General features: G+C 64.6%; 19 protein-coding genes. 13 read left to right on the forward strand and 6 right to left on the reverse strand.

Features of this window, described 5'->3' with window-relative positions:
* Positions 1-5 precede the first annotated feature (5 nt).
* From PHW99_RS05345 to PHW99_RS05395, 11 genes are all read left to right on the forward strand, one after another.
* Positions 6-782, forward strand: a complete 777-nt coding sequence (locus PHW99_RS05345; RefSeq protein ID WP_300174512.1) for a FadR/GntR family transcriptional regulator — start codon at positions 6-8, stop codon at positions 780-782.
* 141 nt (positions 783-923) lie between these two features.
* Positions 924-1,814, forward strand: a complete 891-nt coding sequence (gene ltnD, locus PHW99_RS05350; RefSeq protein ID WP_300174513.1) for an L-threonate dehydrogenase — start codon at positions 924-926, stop codon at positions 1,812-1,814.
* Complete coding sequence (gene otnK / locus PHW99_RS05355; protein ID WP_300174514.1) at positions 1,811-3,136, forward strand: 3-oxo-tetronate kinase; 1,326 nt, start codon at positions 1,811-1,813, stop codon at positions 3,134-3,136. The genes ltnD and otnK overlap by 4 nt, the downstream gene beginning before the upstream one ends.
* Positions 3,133-3,816, forward strand: a complete 684-nt coding sequence (locus PHW99_RS05360) for an aldolase (protein ID WP_300174515.1) — start codon at positions 3,133-3,135, stop codon at positions 3,814-3,816. Before otnK ends, PHW99_RS05360 begins: the two co-directional genes overlap by 4 nt.
* 5 nt (positions 3,817-3,821) lie before the next feature.
* Positions 3,822-4,622: a 2-oxo-tetronate isomerase gene (gene otnI / locus PHW99_RS05365; RefSeq protein ID WP_300174516.1), complete on the forward strand. Its 801-nt coding sequence runs from the start codon at positions 3,822-3,824 to the stop codon at positions 4,620-4,622.
* An 87-nt stretch (positions 4,623-4,709) separates the two neighbouring features.
* Complete coding sequence (locus PHW99_RS05370) at positions 4,710-6,143, forward strand: aldehyde dehydrogenase family protein (protein WP_300174517.1); 1,434 nt, start codon at positions 4,710-4,712, stop codon at positions 6,141-6,143.
* An 80-nt stretch (positions 6,144-6,223) separates the two neighbouring features.
* Positions 6,224-6,985, forward strand: coding sequence for an SDR family oxidoreductase (locus PHW99_RS05375; RefSeq protein ID WP_300174519.1), 762 nt, complete (start codon positions 6,224-6,226; stop codon positions 6,983-6,985).
* 39 nt (positions 6,986-7,024) lie between these two features.
* The gene (locus tag PHW99_RS05380; protein WP_300174521.1) at positions 7,025-8,269 is read left to right on the forward strand and encodes an anion transporter; all 1,245 of its coding nucleotides are present in this window, start codon (positions 7,025-7,027) and stop codon (positions 8,267-8,269) included.
* 88 nt (positions 8,270-8,357) lie between these two features.
* Positions 8,358-8,618 carry an AbrB/MazE/SpoVT family DNA-binding domain-containing protein gene (locus PHW99_RS05385; protein ID WP_300174523.1) on the forward strand — a complete coding sequence of 87 codons (261 nt, stop codon included), beginning with the start codon at positions 8,358-8,360 and terminating at the stop codon, positions 8,616-8,618.
* Complete coding sequence (locus PHW99_RS05390) at positions 8,615-9,022, forward strand: PIN domain-containing protein (protein ID WP_300174525.1); 408 nt, start codon at positions 8,615-8,617, stop codon at positions 9,020-9,022. The genes PHW99_RS05385 and PHW99_RS05390 overlap by 4 nt, the downstream gene beginning before the upstream one ends.
* Positions 9,023-9,091: 69 nt before the next feature.
* On the forward strand, positions 9,092-9,904 hold the full coding sequence (locus PHW99_RS05395) for a TlpA disulfide reductase family protein (protein ID WP_300174527.1): 813 nt from the start codon (positions 9,092-9,094) through the stop codon (positions 9,902-9,904).
* A gap of 59 nt (positions 9,905-9,963) precedes the next feature.
* On the opposite strand, the gene PHW99_RS05400 is transcribed toward PHW99_RS05395, so the two are convergent.
* The 4 genes from PHW99_RS05400 to PHW99_RS05415 form a co-directional block, all read right to left on the reverse strand.
* Positions 9,964-10,596: a cytochrome b/b6 domain-containing protein gene (locus PHW99_RS05400; RefSeq protein ID WP_300174529.1), complete on the reverse strand. Its 633-nt coding sequence runs from the start codon at positions 10,594-10,596 to the stop codon at positions 9,964-9,966.
* Between the two features lie 4 nt (positions 10,597-10,600).
* Complete coding sequence (locus PHW99_RS05405) at positions 10,601-12,283, reverse strand: tetrathionate reductase family octaheme c-type cytochrome (protein WP_300174531.1); 1,683 nt, start codon at positions 12,281-12,283, stop codon at positions 10,601-10,603.
* Positions 12,284-12,302: 19 nt separating this feature from the next.
* On the reverse strand, positions 12,303-12,851 hold the full coding sequence (locus PHW99_RS05410) for a DUF302 domain-containing protein (RefSeq protein ID WP_300174533.1): 549 nt from the start codon (positions 12,849-12,851) through the stop codon (positions 12,303-12,305).
* A gap of 128 nt (positions 12,852-12,979) precedes the next feature.
* Positions 12,980-13,372 carry a hypothetical protein gene (locus PHW99_RS05415; protein WP_300174535.1) on the reverse strand — a complete coding sequence of 131 codons (393 nt, stop codon included), beginning with the start codon at positions 13,370-13,372 and terminating at the stop codon, positions 12,980-12,982.
* A 208-nt stretch (positions 13,373-13,580) separates the two neighbouring features.
* On the opposite strand from PHW99_RS05415, the gene PHW99_RS05420 reads away from it, so the two are divergent.
* Positions 13,581-14,507 (forward strand): LysR family transcriptional regulator ArgP, encoded by a 927-nt coding sequence (locus tag PHW99_RS05420; RefSeq protein ID WP_300174537.1) that lies wholly within the window; start codon positions 13,581-13,583, stop codon positions 14,505-14,507.
* 120 nt (positions 14,508-14,627) lie between these two features.
* On the opposite strand, the gene PHW99_RS05425 is transcribed toward PHW99_RS05420, so the two are convergent.
* Together PHW99_RS05425 and PHW99_RS05430 are read right to left on the reverse strand one after the other, a co-directional pair.
* Positions 14,628-15,047, reverse strand: coding sequence for a universal stress protein (locus tag PHW99_RS05425; protein ID WP_300174539.1), 420 nt, complete (start codon positions 15,045-15,047; stop codon positions 14,628-14,630).
* A gap of 105 nt (positions 15,048-15,152) precedes the next feature.
* The gene (locus tag PHW99_RS05430) at positions 15,153-16,361 is read right to left on the reverse strand and encodes a threonine ammonia-lyase (RefSeq protein WP_300174576.1); all 1,209 of its coding nucleotides are present in this window, start codon (positions 16,359-16,361) and stop codon (positions 15,153-15,155) included.
* A 160-nt stretch (positions 16,362-16,521) separates the two neighbouring features.
* Between PHW99_RS05430 and PHW99_RS05435 the strand changes: the two genes are divergently transcribed.
* Positions 16,522-19,824 carry a diguanylate cyclase gene (locus tag PHW99_RS05435; protein ID WP_300174541.1) on the forward strand — a complete coding sequence of 1,101 codons (3,303 nt, stop codon included), beginning with the start codon at positions 16,522-16,524 and terminating at the stop codon, positions 19,822-19,824.
* The last annotated feature ends 9 nt before the right edge of the window (positions 19,825-19,833 follow it).

The raw sequence follows: 19,833 nt of genomic DNA on the forward strand, positions 1-19,833 counted from the left end.
AGCCCATGACGGCACAGTTCAAACCCATCACACCCGGCGCCTACCTGTCGGACCAGGTGGCCGATGTGCTGGCTGCCGAGATCCGGGCTGGCCGGCTGGCGGTGGGTGACAAGCTGCCCACCGAGGCGGTGCTGGTGGCGCAGTTCTCGGTAAGCCGCACGGTGGTGCGTGAGGCCATGTCGCGGCTCAAGTCGCTGGGCCTGGTGGACTCGCGCCAGGGCAGCGGTGTCTATGTGAGGGAACAGGGTTTTTCGCCGCTCAATTTTGATGCCAGCTCGGTGGTGTCCAAGCAAGCGGTGATCCAGATGGTGGAGGTGCGCCGCGGCCTGGAAGCCGAGGTGGCGGCGCTGGCGGCGCAGCGGCGCACCCAGGCCGACGTCAGGCGTATCCGCAAGTGCATCAGCTTGCTGACCAGGGCGGTGCAGGCCGGCGGTGACGGGGTCGATGAAGACGTGCAGTACCACCGCGCCATTGCCGAGGCCGCGCGCAACCCCTTTCTGATCGGTACGCTGGAATACCTGGGTCAGTTCCTGAGCGGCGCGACCCGGGTGACCCGTGCCAACGAGGCGCGCCGCACCGACTTTGCCGGTCAGGTGTGTGATGAACACGCGGCCATTTTGCAGGCCATTGAGGCCGGTGACGCGGCAGCGGCGCGCCAGGCCGCTGCCCGCCACATGGACAACGCCATCCGGCGCATCGAGCAGGCCGACCCGGCCTTCTGGCAGCAGGCCGGGGTGCAGCTGGCGCATCCGCTGGTGTCAGGGTTGCCGCTCAAACGCTGAGGTGCAGGTCACAGAAAGAGGTGGTCGATCCAGATCAAAGTTGTATGACAACCATATAAAATCATTTTCAAACCCGGACGCTGGGTGGCCATCAACCCCCGGTGCGGTAGCACGAGTGACACGCAATAAAGGAAGCAGACGATGACGTCCAAGGTCGGTGTGATTGGTTTGGGAGCCATGGGCCATGGCATGGCAGGGTCACTGCGCCGCCATGGCTGCCAGGTGCATGTGTGTGATGTGCGCTCCGAGGTGGCGCAGGCGTTTGCCGCCGAGGGCGGGGTGGCCTGCGCGTCGCCCGCTGACCTGGCGGCGCAGTGCCAGGTCATTGTGTCGGTGGTGGTCAATGCCGCCCAGACAGAAACCGCGCTGTTTGGCCCCGACGGCTGCGCTGCGGCCATGGCGCCTGGCAGTGTGTTTGTGATGTGCTCCACAGTTGATCCGAACTGGTCCATGGCCCTGGAAGCGCGCCTGGCCGAACGCGGCATCCTCTACATCGACGCCCCCATCTCCGGCGGCGCCGCCAAGGCCGCCAGCGGCCAGATGACCATGATGACCGCCGCCCGGCCCGAGGCCTACGCCGCCGTGGGCGACCTGCTTGACGCCATGGCTGCCAAGGTCTACCGCCTGGGCGACCGGGCTGGCGCGGGCAGCAAGGTCAAAATCATCAACCAGCTGCTGGCCGGGGTGCACATTGCCGCCGCCGCCGAGGCCATGGCGCTGGGCCTGCGCGAAGGGGTGGACGCCCACGCCCTGTATGAGGTGATCACCCACAGCGCTGGCAACAGCTGGATGTTCGAAAACCGCATGGCCCATGTGCTCAGCGGCGACTACACCCCGTTGTCGGCGGTGGACATTTTTGTCAAGGACCTGGGGTTGGTGCTGGACGTGGCGCGCGCCAGCAAGTTTCCGCTGCCGCTGTCCAGCACCGCGCATCAGATGTTCATGCAAGCGTCGACGGCGGGTTTCGCGCGCGAGGACGACAGCGCCGTCATCAAGATCTTCCCCGGCATCGAGTTGCCGCAAAAACCATGAGCCACGCGCAGCACGGTTCTCATGCCGGAGCCCAGGTCCGGCTCGGTTGTATTGCCGACGACTTCACCGGCGCCACCGACCTGGCCAACAACCTGGTGCGCGCAGGCATGCGCGTGGTGCAGGTCATCGGGGTGCCCAGCCAGCCGCTGGCGGTGGCCGCCGACGCCGTGGTGGTGGCGCTGAAATCACGCACCGTGCCAGCGCCCGAGGCGGTGGCGCAGTCGCTGGCGGCCTTGCACTGGCTGCGGGCGCAGGGTGCGGGCCAGATTTATTTCAAATACTGCTCCACCTTTGATTCCACCGCGCAGGGCAACATCGGTCCGGTGGCCGAGGCGCTGCTGGACGCCCTGGCCGATGTGCCGGGCGGCGACTTCACCATCGCCACCCCGGCGTTCCCGGACAACCAGCGCACCGTGTTCAAGGGCCATCTGTTTGTCGGCGACATGCTGCTCAACGAGAGCGGCATGCAGCACCACCCGCTCACCCCGATGCAGGACGCCAATCTGGTGCGGGTGTTGCAGGCCCAGTGCCAGCGCCAGGTCGGGCTGATCGACTACCAGGTGGTGGCGCAGGGTGAGGCGGCCATTCGGGCCCGCATCGCCGCCTTGCGCGCCCAGGGCGTCGGGCTGGCGGTGGTGGACGCCATCAGCAACGCTGACCTGCTGCGCCTGGGGCCGGCGCTCAAAGACCTGCCGCTGGTGACCGCCGGTTCCGGTGTGGCCATTGGCCTGCCGGCCAACTTTGGCATCACCCCGTCGGACCAGGCCAGCGCCTTGCCCGCGCCCAGCGGCTGGCAGGCGGTGGTGTCGGGCAGCTGTTCCCAGGCCACCAATCGGCAGGTGGCGGCCTTCATCCAGAGCGGCCGCCCGGCGCTGGCCCTGGACCCGCTGCACATTGCCGCCCGGCAGGCCGCCGGGGCGGATGTGGTGGCCGACGCCATGGCCTGGGCCGAACCCCTGCTGGGCCAGGGGCCGGTGCTGATCTATTCCTCAGCCGACCCGGCGGCGGTGAAGGCGGTGCAGGGGCAGCTGGGGGTGGCGGCCGCTGGTGCGCTGGTCGAAACCACCCTGGCCGCCATCAGCCGGGCGCTGGTGCAGCGCGGTGTGCGCCAGCTGGTGGTGGCCGGTGGCGAAACCAGCGGCGCCTGCGTGCAGGCGCTGGGCATCCGCCAGATGCAGATCGGGCCGCAGATTGACCCCGGCGTGCCCTGGTGTTTTGCCCAGACCGACGCCGCGCCAGCGGCAGGCCTGCACCTGGCGCTGAAGTCCGGCAACTTCGGCACCGACGACTTTTTTATCAAAGCGCTGGCGAGGCTGGCATGACCGAATCCGAAGCCCGCGAAGAAATCTGCCGCGTGGGCCGCAGCCTGTTTGAGCGGGGTTACGTCCACGCCACGGCCGGCAACATCAGTGTGCGGCTGGAGGCGTCCGAAGGCGGGGGCTACCTGATCACCCCCACCGACGCCTGCCTGGGTTTCCTGCACCCCGCGCGGCTGGCCCGGCTGGATGACCAGGCGCAGCAGCTTAGTGGCGATAAAGCTAGTAAAACAATAGCACTCCATGCCCATATCTACCGGGCTAGCGGCCAATTTGATGCCCAAACCCGGTGTGTCATCCACACCCACAGCCAACACTGCGTGGCGCTGACGCTGCGTCCGGTTGGCGCCGGGCCGCGTGAACTGCTACCGGCGATCACCCCCTACTTCGTGATGAAAGTCGGTCATGTGCCGGTGATCCCCTACCACCGCCCCGGTGACCCGGCGGCGGCGGTGCTGGTGGCGCAGACCATCACCCGGTACGGCCAGGCCGGTACCCCGATCCGCGCCGTGATGCTCGAACGCCTGGGCCCCAACGTCTGGCACGACTCGCCGACGGCGGCCATGGCCACGCTCGAAGAACTTGAAGAAACCGCCCGGCTGCTGAGCCAAGGCGCCCACGCGCCCATGCCGCTGACCGACTCCCAAATCGACGAACTGCGCCAGACCTTTGGCGCCCGCTGGTGACGCCCATGCCTCAATTTGCCGCCAACCTGTCCATGCTGTACCAGGAACACGCCTTCCTGGACCGGTTTGAAGCCGCCGCCCGCGACGGCTTCAAGGCCGTTGAATACCTGTTCCCCTACGCTTTTGACCGGCATGAGATCGCGGCGCGGCTGCAGGCCCATGGCCTGCAGCAAGCGCTGTTCAACGCCCCGCCCGGTGACTGGGATGCCGGTGAACGTGGCCTGGCCTGCCTGCCCGGGCGCGAGGCGCAATTTCGCATCGGTTTTGCCCAGGCGCTGGCCTACGCCGCCACACTGGACTGCCCGCGTATCCATGTGATGGCCGGCCTGCTGCCCGCGGGCGCCAGTTTTGACGCCTTGTACGCCACCTACGTCGGCAACCTGCGCTGGGCTGCCCAGGAAGCCGCCCGCCAGGGGGTGACGGTGCTGATCGAGCCGATCAACACCCGCGACATTCCCGGCTTTTACCTCAACCGCCAGGACCAGGCCCATGCCGTGCTGGCGGCGGTGGGCGAGCCCAACCTGAAGGTGCAGATGGACCTCTACCACTGCCAGATTGTTGAAGGTGACCTGGCGATGAAGCTGCGCCGCTACCTGCCCACCGGCCAGGTCGGCCATGTGCAGATTGCGGGTGTGCCGCAGCGCCATGAACCTGACCTGGGCGAGATCAACTACCCCTATCTGTTGGCCCTGCTCGACGAACTGGGTTACAGCGGCTGGGTCGGCTGTGAATACCGTCCCGCCGACCCGCTGGCCGGTGGCACCTCGGCCGGGCTGGGCTGGCTGACGCCCTGGCTGAAGCGCTGACCGGCCCGGCCCACCAAGGTCACACCGCCCTAGAATTTGTCCCGTCCATCCCCGCGCCATTTTTGCCCCCACCACAGCGTCACCATCATGCAATTCAACTTCATTGCCAACGCGCCACAGACCTCCACTTCCGGCCAGACCCTGGCCGTGCTTGACCCCTCGGATGGGCAAATCTACGACCAGATCCAGCGCAGCCAGGCGGCCGACGTGGACGAGGCCGTGGCGGCAGCCCGCCAGTGTTTCAACACGGTCTGGGGCAAATTCAGTGCGGCCGAGCGTGGCCGCCTGCTGATGCGGCTGTCGGCCCGGATCAGCGACAGCGTGGACGAGCTGACCGCGATCGAGCAGCGTGACTGCGGCAAACCGACCAAACAGGCGCGTGCTGACGCGCTGGCGCTGGCGCGGTATTTCGAGTTTTATGCCGGCGCCTGTGACAAGCTGCACGGCGACACCATTCCGTACCTGGAGGGTTACAGCGTCTTGACCTGGCGCGAGCCCCACGGCGTCACCGGCCACATCATTCCGTGGAATTACCCGATGCAGATTTTTGGCCGCAGTGTCGGCGGCGCGCTGGCGGCGGGCAATGCCTGTGTGGTCAAACCGGCCGAGGACGCCTGCCTGTCGCTGCTGCGGGTGGCCCAGCTGGCTGCCGAGGTGGGTTTTCCGGCCGGGGCGATCAACATCGTGACCGGGTATGGCCACGAGGTCGGTGACGCGCTGGCGCGCCACCCCGGCATCGACCACATCAGCTTCACCGGCAGCCCGTCGGTGGGCACCCTGATCCAGCAGGTGGCGGCGCAGCGACATTGCCCGGTGACGCTGGAGCTGGGCGGCAAGAGCCCGCAGATCGTGTTTGCCGATGCGGACCTGGATGCGGCGGTGCCGGCCATCCTCAACGCCATTGTGCAAAACGCCGGGCAAACCTGTTCTGCCGGGTCGCGTCTGCTGGTGGCGCAGGCCATTTACGAGCCGCTGCTGGCGCGTCTGGGCCAGGCCTTTGAGCAACTGCGCGTCGGGCCGGCCAGCATGGACCTGGACCTGGGCCCACTGATCCGCCAGAGCCAGCAGCAGCGGGTGTGGGACTTTCTCAGCGACGCCCAGGTGGCCAACATCCCGATGGTGGCGCAGGGCCGGGTGGTGGACGAGGCGCCGCAGGCCGGGTTCTACCAGGCCCCCACGCTGCTGCGCGACGTGCCGCCGCAACACCGGCTGGCCCAGGAGGAAGTGTTCGGCCCGGTGTTGTGCGCCATGGCGTTTGACGACGAGGACCACGCAGTGGCGCTGGCCAACGCCACCCGGTTCGGGCTGGTGGCCGGGGTCTGGACCCGCGACGGGGCGCGCCAGTTCCGCATGGCCCGGCGTATCCGCAGCGGCCAGGTGTTCATCAACAACTATGGCGCCGGCGGCGGCGTGGAACTGCCGTTTGGCGGCGTCAAGTCGTCGGGGTATGGCCGCGAAAAGGGGTTTGAAGCCCTGCACGGTTTCACCACCCTCAAGACCGTGGCGATTCGCCATGGTTGAGGTTTTGCCAGAAAAATTGGGCTCCAGCCCGCGTATTTAAACCATATATAGCTCTATAAATCATAGCAAAAGGAGACCCCATGAGAGTCAAAGGCAAGTCCATCATCGTCACCGGCGCCGGCCAGGGCATTGGCAAGGGCATCGCCCTGCGGCTGGCCGCTGAAGGCGCCAGTGTGATCGTCAACGACATCAACGCAGCCCTGGGTGAGCAGGTGGTGGCCGAGATCAGCCAGGCCGGCGGGGTGGCATCGTTTTTTGCCGCCGACGTGACCCGCTCGGCCGACGTCAAGGCGCTGGTGGCGGCGGCGGTGCAGCGTCATGGCCGGCTTGATGTGATGGTCAACAACGCCGGCTGGACCCACCGCAACCGCCCGGCGCTGGAGGTTGACGAGGACGAGTTCGACAAGTGTTATGCCGTCAACGTCAAAAGCGTCTACCTGGCCACCGTGCATGCCACGCCGGTGTTTCGGGCGCAGGGCGGCGGCAGCTTCATCAACATCGCCTCCACCGCCGGGGTGCGCCCGCGCCCGGGCCTGACCTGGTACAACGGCTCCAAGGGCGCGGTGATCACCACCTCCAAATCCCTGGCCGCTGAACTCGGGCCGGACAACATCCGCGTGAACTGTGTCAACCCGGTGTTCAACCCCGAAACCGGGCTGTCCACCGAGTTCGCCGGTGGCCCGCTGACCGAGGAGCGGATGGCCCGCTTTCGCGCCACCATTCCGCTGGGGCGTTTTTCCACCGCGCTGGATGTGGCCAATGCCGTGCTGTACCTGGCCAGTGACGAGGCCGCGTTCATCAGCGGGGTGTGTATCGAGGTGGACGGCGCCCGCTGCGTTTGAGGTCGATGCCGTTGTCGCTTGCCCCACCGGGTGTTGGCCATGCCTGAGCACAGTCGGCTCGACTGGGGCATTGTGGCCATCTTTGTGCTGGTCTACCTCGGCATGATCCTGGGCGGCCTGCCGCGCCTGAAGCTCAACCGCCCCGGGGTGGCACTGCTGGGGGCGATCGCCGTGATCGGCCTGGGCGCCACTACCACCGAAGACGCCGCGCGGGCGGTGGACCTGCCGACCATCCTGCTGCTGTTTTCCTTCATGGTGGTGTCGGCGCAGATGCGCCTGGGCGGTTTTTACACCGCGGTGACGCAGCGGGTGGCGGCTCTGCCGCTGGGGCGCAGCGGCCTGCTGGGCGCGCTGATTGCCGTGTCCGGCCTGTTGTCGGCCATTTTTTCCAACGACATCATTTGCCTGGCCATGACGCCGGTGGTGGCGCAACTGTGCCAGCAGCGTCGGCTCAACCCGGTGCCGTTTCTGCTCGGGTTGGCCTGCGCCGCCAACATCGGCTCGGCCGCGACGCTGATCGGCAACCCGCAGAACATGCTGATTGGCTCGGTGCTGCAACTGCCTTTTGGCGCCTATGTGCGTCAGGCCTGGCTGCCGGTGGCGCTGAGTCTGCTGTTGTTGTGGGCCTGGCTGGTGTGGGGGCCGCAGCCTGGCGTGGCAGCCACTGCAGCGGCGGCGCCCGGGCAGCTGCCAGAGGCCGAGCCGCTGCCCACACCGCCGTTTGATGCCTGGCAAACCACCAAGGGCCTGACCGTGGCCACGGCGCTGCTGCTGGTGTTTCTGTTCACCGACTGGCCGCGTGAGGTGGCGGCGCTGGTGGGCGCCGGGGTGTTGCTGCTGAGCCGGCGTTTTCATTCCTCCCATGTCATGGGTTTTGTCGACTGGGAGCTGCTGGTGCTGTTCATCGGCCTGTTTGTGGTGAACCATGCGTTTGCCGGCACCGGGCTGGCAGGACAGGCGGTGGCGGCGCTGGCGGCCCAGGGCGTGCACCTGAACGAGCCCGGGCCGCTGCTGGTGGCCGGGGTCGGCCTGTCCAATCTGGTGTCCAATGTGCCGGCGGTGATGCTGCTGCTGCCGCATCTGCAGGGCATGTCGGCCGGGGTGATGCTGGCGCTGGTCAGCACCTTTGCCGGTAACCTGCTGCTGGTGGGCTCGATTGCCAACCTGATCGTGGTGGACCTGGCGCAGAAAAGCGGCGTGGCCATCGACTGGCGCGCCCATGCCCGCGTGGGGCTGCCGGTCACACTGCTGACCTTGCTGCTGGTCTGGCTGACGCTGGTCTGAGTGGCCACAACTTTTCGGTCAGCACTTGGTAGGCCGCGACGGCGCAAATTCCTATAATCCTTACCAACGGTAAGAAAAGGAGTTTGCCATGACAACCGCCACGATGAGCAGTAAAGGGCAGGTGACTATTCCCTTGGATTTGCGCCAGGCGCTGGGTTTGCATGCCGGAGTGCGGCTGGATTTTGTGCGTGAGGGTGATGTGCTCAAGGTGGTCAAATTGGCAGATGCCACGTCTGCGCTGAAGGGGCGGTTTGCCGGACGGGTGGCGCTTGCTCCCAGTGTGGCCGACATGGACGAGGCGATTGCGCAGGAGTTGGCATCAAGCCATGCCGCAGGTGCCCACCCATGATCGGTCTGGACACCAATGTGCTGGTGCGCTACTTGGCGCAGGACGACCCTGTCCAGGCCGCCAGGGCCACGCGCCTGATTGAAACCGAGCTGTCGGCGGCGCAGCCCGGTTTCATCAGTGTGGCGGTACTGGTGGAGTTGTGCTGGGTGCTCAAGCGCCTGTACGCTGCGACTCGGCAGGAATTGCTGGATACCGTGGCAGATTTGTTGGCGGGTGTGCAGTTTCATGTGGATCAGCGGGACGTGGTGCAGGCCACGCTGCGCTATTTGCGCGAGAGTCCTGGCAGCAAAGTTGATTTGCCCGATGTATTGATTGCGCAGCTGGCCTTGGCCTGCGGTTGTGAGCAGACGGTCACGTTCGATCACAAGGCGGCCCGTGCCGCAGGCATGTCCCTGCTGGCCTGAGCGTCTCCCACCCGGATCGAATCAGCCAACAAAGCTATTCAATTTATAGCATTTGTAAGGGAGTGAACCATGTGGCATGTTTTCCCGTTGGTGGCGCTGGTGCTGGGGCGGCTGGCCTGGGCGGCGGCGCCGGTGCCGCATCTGGACGCCGCCGGGCAGGAGGCTTACCAGGCCTATCTGGCCGCGCCGGAACACAAGGCCTTTGCTATTGCGCCCGGCGGCGCCTGGGGCTGGAAGGCCGAGCTGATGTCGGTGGCGCAGGTCCAGGCCGACGCCCTGGCGGCCTGCCAGGCCAATACCCGGCAGAAATGTGTGCTTTACGCCAGGGACCAGCAGCTGGTGTTCAACCCGACGGCCTGGCCGTCCTTGTGGGGGCCGTATGCCAGCGCGGCGCAGGCGGCCAAGGCACCGCCGGGGCTGGCGCTGGGTCAGCGTTTTCCCGATCTGTTGTGGGGTGATGGCCAGAGTATCCAGGGCTGGCGCGGCAAGGTGCTGGTGCTGCATTTCTGGGGCTCCTGGTGCGGGCCGTGCCGGCGTGAGATGCCGCAGTTGCAGCAGCTGCATGACAGCCTGAAGGCCAACAAGGACGTGGCCTTTGTGCTGCTGCAGGCGCGGGAAAAGTTCGCGGTGTCGGTGCAGTGGGCTCAGGCCCAGGGGCTGGCCTTGCCGCTGTTTGATTCGGGCTTCTCCAGTGCCGCTGACCCAGGGTTCCGGCTCAAGGGCGGTGGCCGGCTGCCAGACCGTGAGCTGGCCAAGGTGTTCCCCACCACCTATGTGCTGGACAAACATGGGGTGGTGGTGTTTTCCCACTTTGGCCCGGTCGAAGACTGGGCCCAATACCGCGACTTTCTCCTGGACGCCGCCCGGCGTTCGGGCCGTTAGGGTCAAAAAAAGGCGCAGCCCGCAGGCTGCGCCCTGTCCCGGGAAGGTGGTCTACCGCTCTATTTCGCGGCAGTCCCGGTGTCGGGCTCGTCGTGCACGGTTTCCCAGCCGGTGATCATGGCCTTCAGGTGGGCGCCCATGGTGTGGCCGGTGGTGATCAGGTAGAGGTGGCTGACCAGGAAGGCCAGCATCATGAAGGCGGCGGCCACGTGGAAAAACGCCACCCATTGCAGTGACAGATAGGGCTCCAGGCCCCAGGCGCGCCAGCTGCCATAGAACAGGTAGAACCAGCCGGACACCCAGATCATCGGGCTGACCACGATCAGGATGGCCAGATAGGTCATGCGCTGGATCGGGTTGTGTTTTTTCAGCGCCGTGACCTTGTAGGGGTGGGGTTCACCCTTGAAGATGCCCACCGAGTAGAACCGGGCCACCGCCATGAACTTGTCGGTGGTCAGGATGTACTGGCGCCACTGGCCGGTGGTGATGTGCCAGAACACCGCCAGCACCCACAGCCCCACCAGTGACCAGGCGGCCAGCGTGTGCACCTGCACCGCGGTCTTGAAGCCCAGGTTGGCGTAACTGCCGTGGATTTCAAAGCCGGTGACCAGCAGCGTGATGATCAGCGCCGCCTGCAGCCAGTGCCAGAGCCGCTCAAAGCCGTTGAAGATGTAAATGCGTGATGCAGCCATGATCTCAGCCTGCCTTTCTGTTTTTCAGGTAAATGCGCAGGGCACCGTGGCCCAGCACCCCGGCCAGCGTGCCGAACACGGCCAGCCAGCCGATCAGGTCCAGCCACCGGTTGGTGTCACGCCCGGGCATGTAGATGCCCTTGACGTTTTGCAAGCGGCCGCTCTTGCTGTGGCACTGGGTGCAGGTGAGGGCATCTTCCTTGGGTGCCACCATGTGGGTGATGGGCCAGGTGTACTCGGTCTTGACAAAGTCGAACTTGCCACCAAACTTCTGCCCGGCAGCGTCAGAGCCGGCCTTCAAGGCAGCTTCCCACTTGAAGTTCTGCCAGAAGCTGGTGTCGTCGCGTTCGCCATAAGGCATGGCGGTGTGCGGGATCAGCAGCGACTTGGTTTCCAGGTCATAGGGTTGTTTGCCACGGAACACCTTGACCGGCCAGATGCGCGAAAGCTGGTCGTCGGCGCTGCCATCGTAGTGGTTGATCTCGGTCACCCCGGTGGTGTTGACCGGATCGCCCAGCATGGTGTATTTAACCTTGCCGTTGATCCAGATGTATTCGGGCACCACGTCGCTCTCGTAGGTGAAGTTGCCCTTCTTGCTGTCGTAGCTGTCATGGTGGCCCGAGCTGTCCTTGATGCTGAACGGCTTGCCTTCGGCGTTGAGCTTGCCAGCCGTTGACCAGTCCCAGGTCATCTTGGTGGCGATATTGCCGCGGGCAAATTGCGGGACATGGCAGGTCTGGCAGGCGATCTTGTCGGTGTGCTCGTTGAGCTTGTCGGCCATGGCCACCGTCTTGTGCGCTGCCTGGCCGTGGCACGACTGGCAGGTGGCGGCGTTGCTGGCATCCACCTTGCCGCGCATGTGGGCATCGCCAGCATCCTTGCCGGTGGGGGTGTAGCGGCTACCGGGAATGTTGTGGCCCTTGGTGGCATGGCAGGTGGCACAACTGAAGTTGAGGCCCTTCACATCCATGTGCACGTCCAGATAACGCTGCGGGTTGGTCATGGACGAATCCAGGTCACCGTGCTTGACGGCGTCACCACCACCACCAAAGAAGTGGCAGGCACCACAGGTGGCGCGGCTGGTTGGCCCGACACTCTGGGCCACGCTGCTGAGGTCCACCGGCTTGATCATCTTGCCCGAGCCGGGTGGGAACTCCATCTCTTTGTAGGCGGGGTGGCCGGCCAGGCCGGGCAGCTTCTTGTACTTGCCGGTGCGGTCATGGCAGACCAGGCAGTCGACGTTCTCTTCTGACTTGAAGTCGAATTTGTCGTCTTTCCAGCCATAACCTGCGTGGCAGGCGGTGCAGAACGCTTCATTGGACGGAATGGCGGTGCAGAAGTTGTTGATCACATTTTTCTTGCCCAGCACCTGTTTGCTCTCGGGGTTGAGCACCTCCCAGGTCCAGTGTTTGGTCTTGTGTACCTGCTTGGCCGCCTCGGTGTGGCAGCTCAGGCAGGCCTTGGTGACTTCCGGGCCGCTTTTGAAGGCTTGCTGCAGTTCCTTGAACTTGCTGTGATCGGCGGTGGAGTTGGCGCCCGCCTTGCTCATCGGCATGGAAGCGGTGCCCTGCGGGGCCGAGGCCACCACGGCGGGCGCGCTGGCGGCGACCGCTTTGGCCGGCGCGGTTTGAGCCAGGGCACTGACAGCCACCAGACTCAGGAGGGCAGTGAAACAGAATTGACGCATGATGAACTCCCGGTGGATTTCAGCAGCCGCTGGCAGCAGGACCACCACTACCGCCGGCCGCCGCCGGGGCCGGCACAATCATCTGTGGTGCGGGTTTGCTCGGGTCCATCACCAGGAATTTTTTCTGGTCCTGGGCCACCTTGCCCATGATGTCGCCCACCAGCGGGCCAAACATCTTGCCGATCAGTCCAGCATTCATGGTGGCGATGTAGACCTTGCCATCGTTCTTCTTGTAGACCGTGACCTTGCACGGCATCAGGATGGACAGGTAACGCACCGAGTCCTCTTTCAGGATGGGGCCGGAGTATTTGGTACTGCAGGCTTCCACCATCATCACCGGCAACACGTTGCCGCCATCGGCCTGCACCGCCTTGGCCGGGTTGCGGATGCCCGACAAGGCCCAGCCGTTGCCCGTGGCCAGGATGTTGTGCTGGATCCGGGCAACGGTCTCCTCCACCCCGAACGGACTCTCGTATTCATTGAACATCAGTCCTGCGGCCATGTTCCAGCCAATGACGCCCGTCAGCACGATACCGCCAACCACGCCACCAATCACTTTTGCAACCATGTCAAGCCTCGCTTTCGACTTTGTTAAATAGATATATCGCTATTAAACGATTAATGATCTATTAATTATTGATTTTGCTCAAGATTTGTTGCAATGCCGCAAAAATAGCGCCCTGGCACAGGCGCAGCTCAGTGTGTGGCCTGATGGTTGCCGTGAGGGCGGTGGTGACCCAGCTTGCCGTGGGGCAACGTGGCCAGGCGGGTGAACATGTCGCGGCAATACCCGTCGATCTTCAGGCATTTGTTGATTTCATCCACCGGCAGCGGGCCAGACACCACCACCAGGTCGTTGGCGCGCTCCAGGGCGCCGCTGGCGCGCAGGCGCCGGCGCGTGTTGTTGGCCCAGCAGTGGATACGCTGCGGGCTGCCGTGTTCACGCAGGGCACCGGTGCTGGCCTCAAAGGCAATCGCCACCGTGTCGGTTTTCAGGCGCAGCCGGTGCTCACCCGTGACCTTGCTGGCCGGCGTACTCAGGTCATACAAATGGTAGTGACCTTCCTTGAGTTGGTACTGCAGTGTCATGAAACCTCCTGGCGAGACGGGCATTTTGCAGGCCCGCCTGCCAGGCTAAAGCCTGAAAAGGTAACAAAAAGCAATTTTGCCGGGTCAATCAAGGGAAAACCCTGGGTCTATCTGTCTGTCGATGGCTGCGGCGGCGGCCCGCAGCCGCCGCGGCGCGGGGTTTAAACTCGCCCCGGCAACTGGCCCACCCCCTGACCGACGAATCCTCATGAGTACTTTTGATCCTGCCGCCCTGGAATGCCTGGCTGCCATTGTGGAAGAGGGCGGTTTCGAGCGTGCGGCGGTGCGCCTGTCGATCACCCAGTCAGCGGTATCTCAGCGCCTGCGTTCGCTGGAGGAGCAGGTCGGCACGGTGCTGATTGTGCGTAGCCGGCCACTGCAGGCCACCATGGCCGGGCGTCTGTTGCTCAAACACGCCATGCAGATGCGTCTGCTGCGCGCCGATCTGGAGCGTGATCTGAAGGATCTGGCGCCGGGCGCGGCTGGCGCGGCGGGTGAGGATGAACGGATTTCGATTGCCGTCAACGCTGACAGCATTGCCACTTGGGCGCTGCCGGCGCTCAGTCCGTTGGCGCGTCAGGGCCTGGGGCTGGAGATCATCACCGATGACCAGGACTTCACCTTTGACTGGCTGCGTGATGGCCGGGTGCTGGGGTGTGTGACCACCTTGCGGGCGGCCTTGCGCAGCTGCCGGGTCGAGCCTCTGGGTGCCATGCAGTATGTGGCGGTGGCCGAGCCCGGTTTTGCTGCGGCGCGTTGCCCACAGGGCTTGAGTCCCCACAATTTCAGCAGCCTGCCATTTGTGGCCTTCAACCGCAAGGATGACCTGCAGGCCGAGTTCGTCGCCAGTGCGTTCGGCTTCAAACACGTGTCGCTGAGCCAGATGTATGTGCCCAGTTCGCAAGGTCAGGTGCATGCCGTGTTGGCCGGCTGGGGCGTGAGTGTGCTGCCGGAACTGAAGGTGCGTGAGTCCATCCGCAGCGGTGCCTTGGTGAATCTGATGCCGGATCATGCGTTGCCGGTGGCGCTCTACTGGCACTGCTGGAATCTGAACTCGGTGGTGCTCGATGGCCTCACCCAGGCGCTGAAATCGGCTGCATCGGTGGTGTTGACCCCCGTCAGCGCCGGGGCCTGAGCTGGGCAGGGCGCAAAGACAACAGGGCGCCCCAGGCGCCCTGTTTGAATGAGAAAGCAGGCCTTAGCCCGCGTGGAATGATCCTGTAATGCTATAAAACATATAGCATTTTCAGAAGAATCAACGCACGATCAGGACCGGCACCTTGCAGCCGGCCAGCACTTCGGTGGCGACCGAGCCCATCACCAGGTTGACCAGGGTGCCGTGGCCATGCGAACCCATCACCACCAGGTCGAATTTGCCGTCGGTGGCTATTTTCGAGATCAGTTCACCGGGCCGGGCGATTTTCCAGACACATTTGGCCTCAATGCCATGGCGTTGCAGGAACTTGGTCACCGGTGTCATCACGCGGGTGCCTTCATCGACGTAGTATTTCTGCACCAGTTCCTTGCCCAGTGCCGAGCGCGCCTGGCTGGGCAAGGCCATCTGGGCCGTCACGGCGACATACTCGTTCTTGGATGAGAACATCTCGTTGGCGGCCAGGTAGGCCAGCATTTTTTTGGTGTAGGGACTGCCGTCAACGGCCAGAAGGATCTTCATCAGCTAACTCCTCGATAAGGGACGGTCAGTTTAACCAAAGGCAGCGGCCCTGTGTTGTCTCCGGTCAAGAAACTGCTGGGCGCTGGATGGCGGCCGGGTGCAGGGTCAATGCACCAGCTGGGCATCCAGCCCGGCGGCTTGCAGCGCCGCGACCACGTCGCTGATGTGCTGCGGTCCACGCGTCTGGATCACCAGCTCGATCTCGACATTCTGGGCAGCCAGTGTGGTGAAGGCCCGCTGGTGATGCACCTCATTGATGTTGGCACCCATGCGGGCCATCGTGGCGGTGATGCTGGCCAGCGTGCCTGGCACGTCACGTGCCCGCACACACAGGCGCGCCAGCCGGCCTGCGCGCACCATGCCCCGTTCGATGATGGAGGCCAGCAGCAGCGGGTCGATATTGCCGCCACTGAGGACCAGCCCGATCTTTTTGCCCTTGAAGCGTTGCGGGAAGCGCAGCAACGCAGCCAACGGTGCCGCACCAGCGCCTTCGACCAGGGTCTTCTCGACCTCGAGCAGCATCACGATGGCCTGCTCAATGTCACCCTCGTCTACCAGCAGCAAGTCATTCACCCGCTGCCGGATGATGGCCTGCGGCAGCTGCCCCGGCGTGCCCACGGCGATGCCCTCGGCAATGCTGCTGCTGCCCTGCGGGTGGTGGGTGCCTTTGATGGCATTGACCATGCCCGGGAAACGGGTGGTCTGGACCCCGATGATCTCGATGTCGGGTCGCAGCGCCTTGGCGGCAACGGCCATGCCGGCAATCAGGCCGCCGCCACCGACCGCAGCGACCAGCGTGTCCAGGTCGGGCACCTCGGCGAGCATCTCCAGTGCCACCGTGCCCTGGCCGGCCATGATGTCGGCGTCGTCATAAGGATGGACAAATACCAGACCCTGTTGTTCGGCCAGCGCCCGGGCGTGGTTGCGTGCCTCGTCGAGCGAGTCGCCGTGCAACACGATGTCAGCGCCAAAGCCGCGCGTGCGCTCCACTTTCACCCCCGGCGTGAAGCTGGGCATCACGATCACGGCGCGAATGCCCAGCCGCTGGGCATGGTAGGCCACACCCTGGGCATGGTTGCCGGCGCTCATGGCGATCACCCCACGGGCGCGCTCAGCCTCGGTGAGCTGGGCCAGCTTGTTGCAGGCCCCGCGCTCCTTGAACGAGGCGGTGAACTGGAGGTTTTCAAACTTCAGGAAAACCTGGGCGCCGGTGATGTCCGAGAGGGTGTGCGACGGCACGCAGGGGGTGCGCAGCAGATGGTCATGCAGCCGGGTGGCGGCTTGCTGAACGGCGTGGAGGTCTATCATTGTCAGTTTGGTGTCAGAATTGATCCCCCGAATGGGGGATAGGCAAGTGCAACATTCGGGCGTAAATTAGGGTCAGTGACATTGTGACCAAATTCACGGTCAATGCCTTTTTATTAGCCCCACACTGTGCCACGAAGGCCAGGCCACATCCGGTTGCCTACCCCCTATGAGTTCTGCAGTCGGACTGCAACATTCCGTCAAAACCCGCGTGACCCTGTTCACGTTGGCCATTTTTGTGGCCAGCCTGTGGGCGCTGGCCTGGGTGGCTGCGGACCTGTTGCGGGGCAACCTGCAGCAGCAGGCCGGTGCGCAGCAGCGCACATCGGTGGCCTTGCTGGCCAATCAGATTGATGACCAGATTCGCACTCGCTTGAGTGTGCTCAATGCGGTGGCGCAATCCATGGCTGGCACCGCGCTTGACCGCACGGTCGATCTGCAAGCCCTGCTGCATTCGCGCCCGGGTGTCCAGGCTTTGTTCAATGGCGGCTTGTTGATCTTGGACGCGGGTGGCGTGGTCAGGGCCAGCGTTCCGGTGCTGCTTGACCGGGTCGGACGGCAGGTGACATTGGATGCCGCGGATCTGTCCCGCTTGCGCCAGAGCAGCCTGGCTTTTGTGGCGCACCCGATGATGGGGCCGTTCCTGGGGACACCGGCGGTGCCGATGGTGGTGCCACTGCGTGATGCGCAGGGTCGGGCGACGCACTGGCTGGTTGGCCTGGTGGATGTGCTGCAAAGCAGCTTTCTCGACCATCTGGGCCAATTGTCGGTGGACCAGTCGGCGAGTTTTCTGGTGGTTTCGCGGCCCCACCGCATGGTGGTGACGGCCTCTGACCGCAGCCGCATTTTTGCCGCCAGCCCGGCGCCAGGGCTTGACCCTGAGATGGACCGTTATATGGAAGGGGTAGAGGGCACCAGTATCCTGACCAACACCGCAGGTGTGTCGGTAATGATGTCGGTGGCGGCCATTTCTGCTGCCCGCTGGCATCTGGTGACACAACTGCCGGTGGTCGAGGTTTTCAAACCGGTCGCCGTGGTGCAGCAGCGTTTGTGGCTGGCCGTGGCTGCGCTGACGCTGCTGGCTGCTGCGCTGACGTGGTGGATGTTACGCCGCCAGTTGCAGCCCTTGGTGCAGGCAGCCGAAACCTTGGCCGGATGGGTCGACGCCGCGTCGGTGCCGGCACCGTTGCCACGTGTGCGCGACGACGAAATCGGGGTGTTGATGGACCGGTTCAACCAATTGCTGGCGCAACTGGGTCAGCGCGAAAACACCCTCAAGCAACAGGCACAGGCACTGACCCAGTCCAACCAGGGTTTTCAGGCGATCCTGCAAAACGTGCCGCAATTGATCTGGCTGAAAGATCCGCAAGGCCGCTACCTGGGTTGCAACCTGCCGTTTGAGGCGTTCATGGGGATTTCACTGGCTGCGCTGCAAGGCAAGACCGATGAAGAGCTGTATTCGGTCGACCAGGCCCGGATGTTTCTGGAGCAGGACCAGCGCTGTCTGCAGGCCAGGCAGCCCGAGGTGCTTGAACGTTGGGTGGAAGCTCCCGCCGGTACCCAGCGGATCCTGCTGGAAATCACCAAGGTGGCCTTGCGTGATGCCCAGGGGCAGGCCAGTGGCATTCTGGGCATTGGCCGGGACGTCACTTCGGGCTGGCGCATGAAGCAGTTCGAGCAACTGCGCAGCCGGGTCTTGGAGCTGCTCACGCTGGGGGCCGAGTTGCCGCAAATGTTGCAGACCCTGACCGATGGTTTGCGCGCCCTGCACCCTGATTGGTCCTGCATGTTGCTGCTGGTGGAGCCGGATGCGTCGTGGGGCCAGACCTTGAAGGTGGCGGCCTCGGCCGGACTGAGTGCCGAGTTCACCCAGGCCATCGACGGCCTGGTGGTGAATGAAGACAACGGGGGCTGTGCTTGTGCCGCCTTCACCGGCCAGCGGGTGGTGGTGAGTGACATTGCCAGCCATCCCAGCTGGAATCACTATCGCGCCCTGGCCCAGCGCGCCGGTCTGGGGGCGTGCTGGTCGCAGCCGATGTGTGATGCCCAGGGGCAGGTGCTGGGCGTGTTTTCGGTGTATCAGGCCCATCCGGCCACGCCGGTGGCAGCCGACTTCGAGTTGCTGGAGCATCTGGCGCGGCTGGCCGAGATCGCGGTGGAGCGGCGCCAGTCCACGCAACGCCTGAGCGCCAGCGAGGCCAGCTTCCGGGCGCTGGCCGAGCACACGCCCGAAGCGGTGCTGGTGCACCGCGGCGGCCGCATTCTGTATGCCAACCCGTCGGCGGTGCGACTGTTCGGGGCCGGCTCGGCGGCAGACCTGGTTGGTACCCTGACTCAGGACCGCATTGCCCCTGACTGCCTGCCGCAGCAACTGGCACGCATGCAGGCCATTGAACGGGCGGATGCGATTGAGCCGATGGTGGAGTCGCGTTTTGTGCGGCTGGATGGCAGTGAGTTCCATGTGGAGGTGCAGGGCACGGCGATCGTGTACGCCGGCCTGCCCGCCATCCACGTGTCGATCCGGGACATCACCCAACGCAAGCACGATGAACAGCAACTGCGGGTGGCGGCCAGCGTGTTCAGCCATGCCGTGGAGGGGATTCTGATCACCACGCCGGATGCGCGCATCATTGATGCCAACGCAGCCTTCACCCGCATCACTGGCTACAGCCGCGACGAGGTGTTGGGCCAGAGCCCGCGCCTGCTCTCGTCAGGGCGGCATGGGCCGGAGTTTTATCAAGTCCTGTGGCAGAGCCTGCTGACGCAGGGTTACTGGTCAGGGGAGATGTGGAACCGGCGCAAGGATGGGCAAACCTTTGTGCAAATGCAGCACATCAGTGCCGTGACCAACGACAAGGGGGAAGTGGTCCAGTACGTGTCCCTGTTCTCTGACATCACCGCCCGCAAGGCGCAGGAAGCCCAGCTGAACCATCTGGCGCATTTTGATTCATTGACCGGGTTGCCCAACCGGGCGTTGCATGCCGATCGGCTGCAACAGGCCATGGCACAGGTGTTGCGGCGTGGCAAGACACTGGCCCTGGTGTTTCTGGATCTGGATGGGTTCAAGGCCATCAACGACACGCATGGCCACGCGGCCGGAGACCACCTGCTGGTGGCGCTGGCGCAGCGCATGAAACAGGGCCTGCGCGAGGGTGACACGCTGGCACGGATCGGGGGCGACGAATTTGCCGCTGTGCTGGTGGATCTGAATCAGCCGCTGGACTGTGAGCCGCTGTTGCGGCGTCTGCTGGAGGCCGCCAGTGAGCCGGTGTTTTATGGCGAAATCCCGCTGCAGGTGAGTGCCAGTGTCGGGGTGTCTTTGTATCCCCAGGCGCAGGACATCTCGGCTGATGAGCTGCTGCAGCAAGCCGATCAGGCCATGTACCGCGCCAAACAGGCCGGCAAGAACCGGTTTCATGTCTTCCCGCCCACTGTGGCCACTAAAGCCACTGAAGCCACTGAGGCGCACTGACCGCCAGCG

This window comes from Rhodoferax sp., from assembly GCF_028689305.1.
In the GTDB taxonomy this organism is placed as follows: Bacteria; Pseudomonadota; Gammaproteobacteria; order Burkholderiales; family Burkholderiaceae_C; genus Rhodoferax.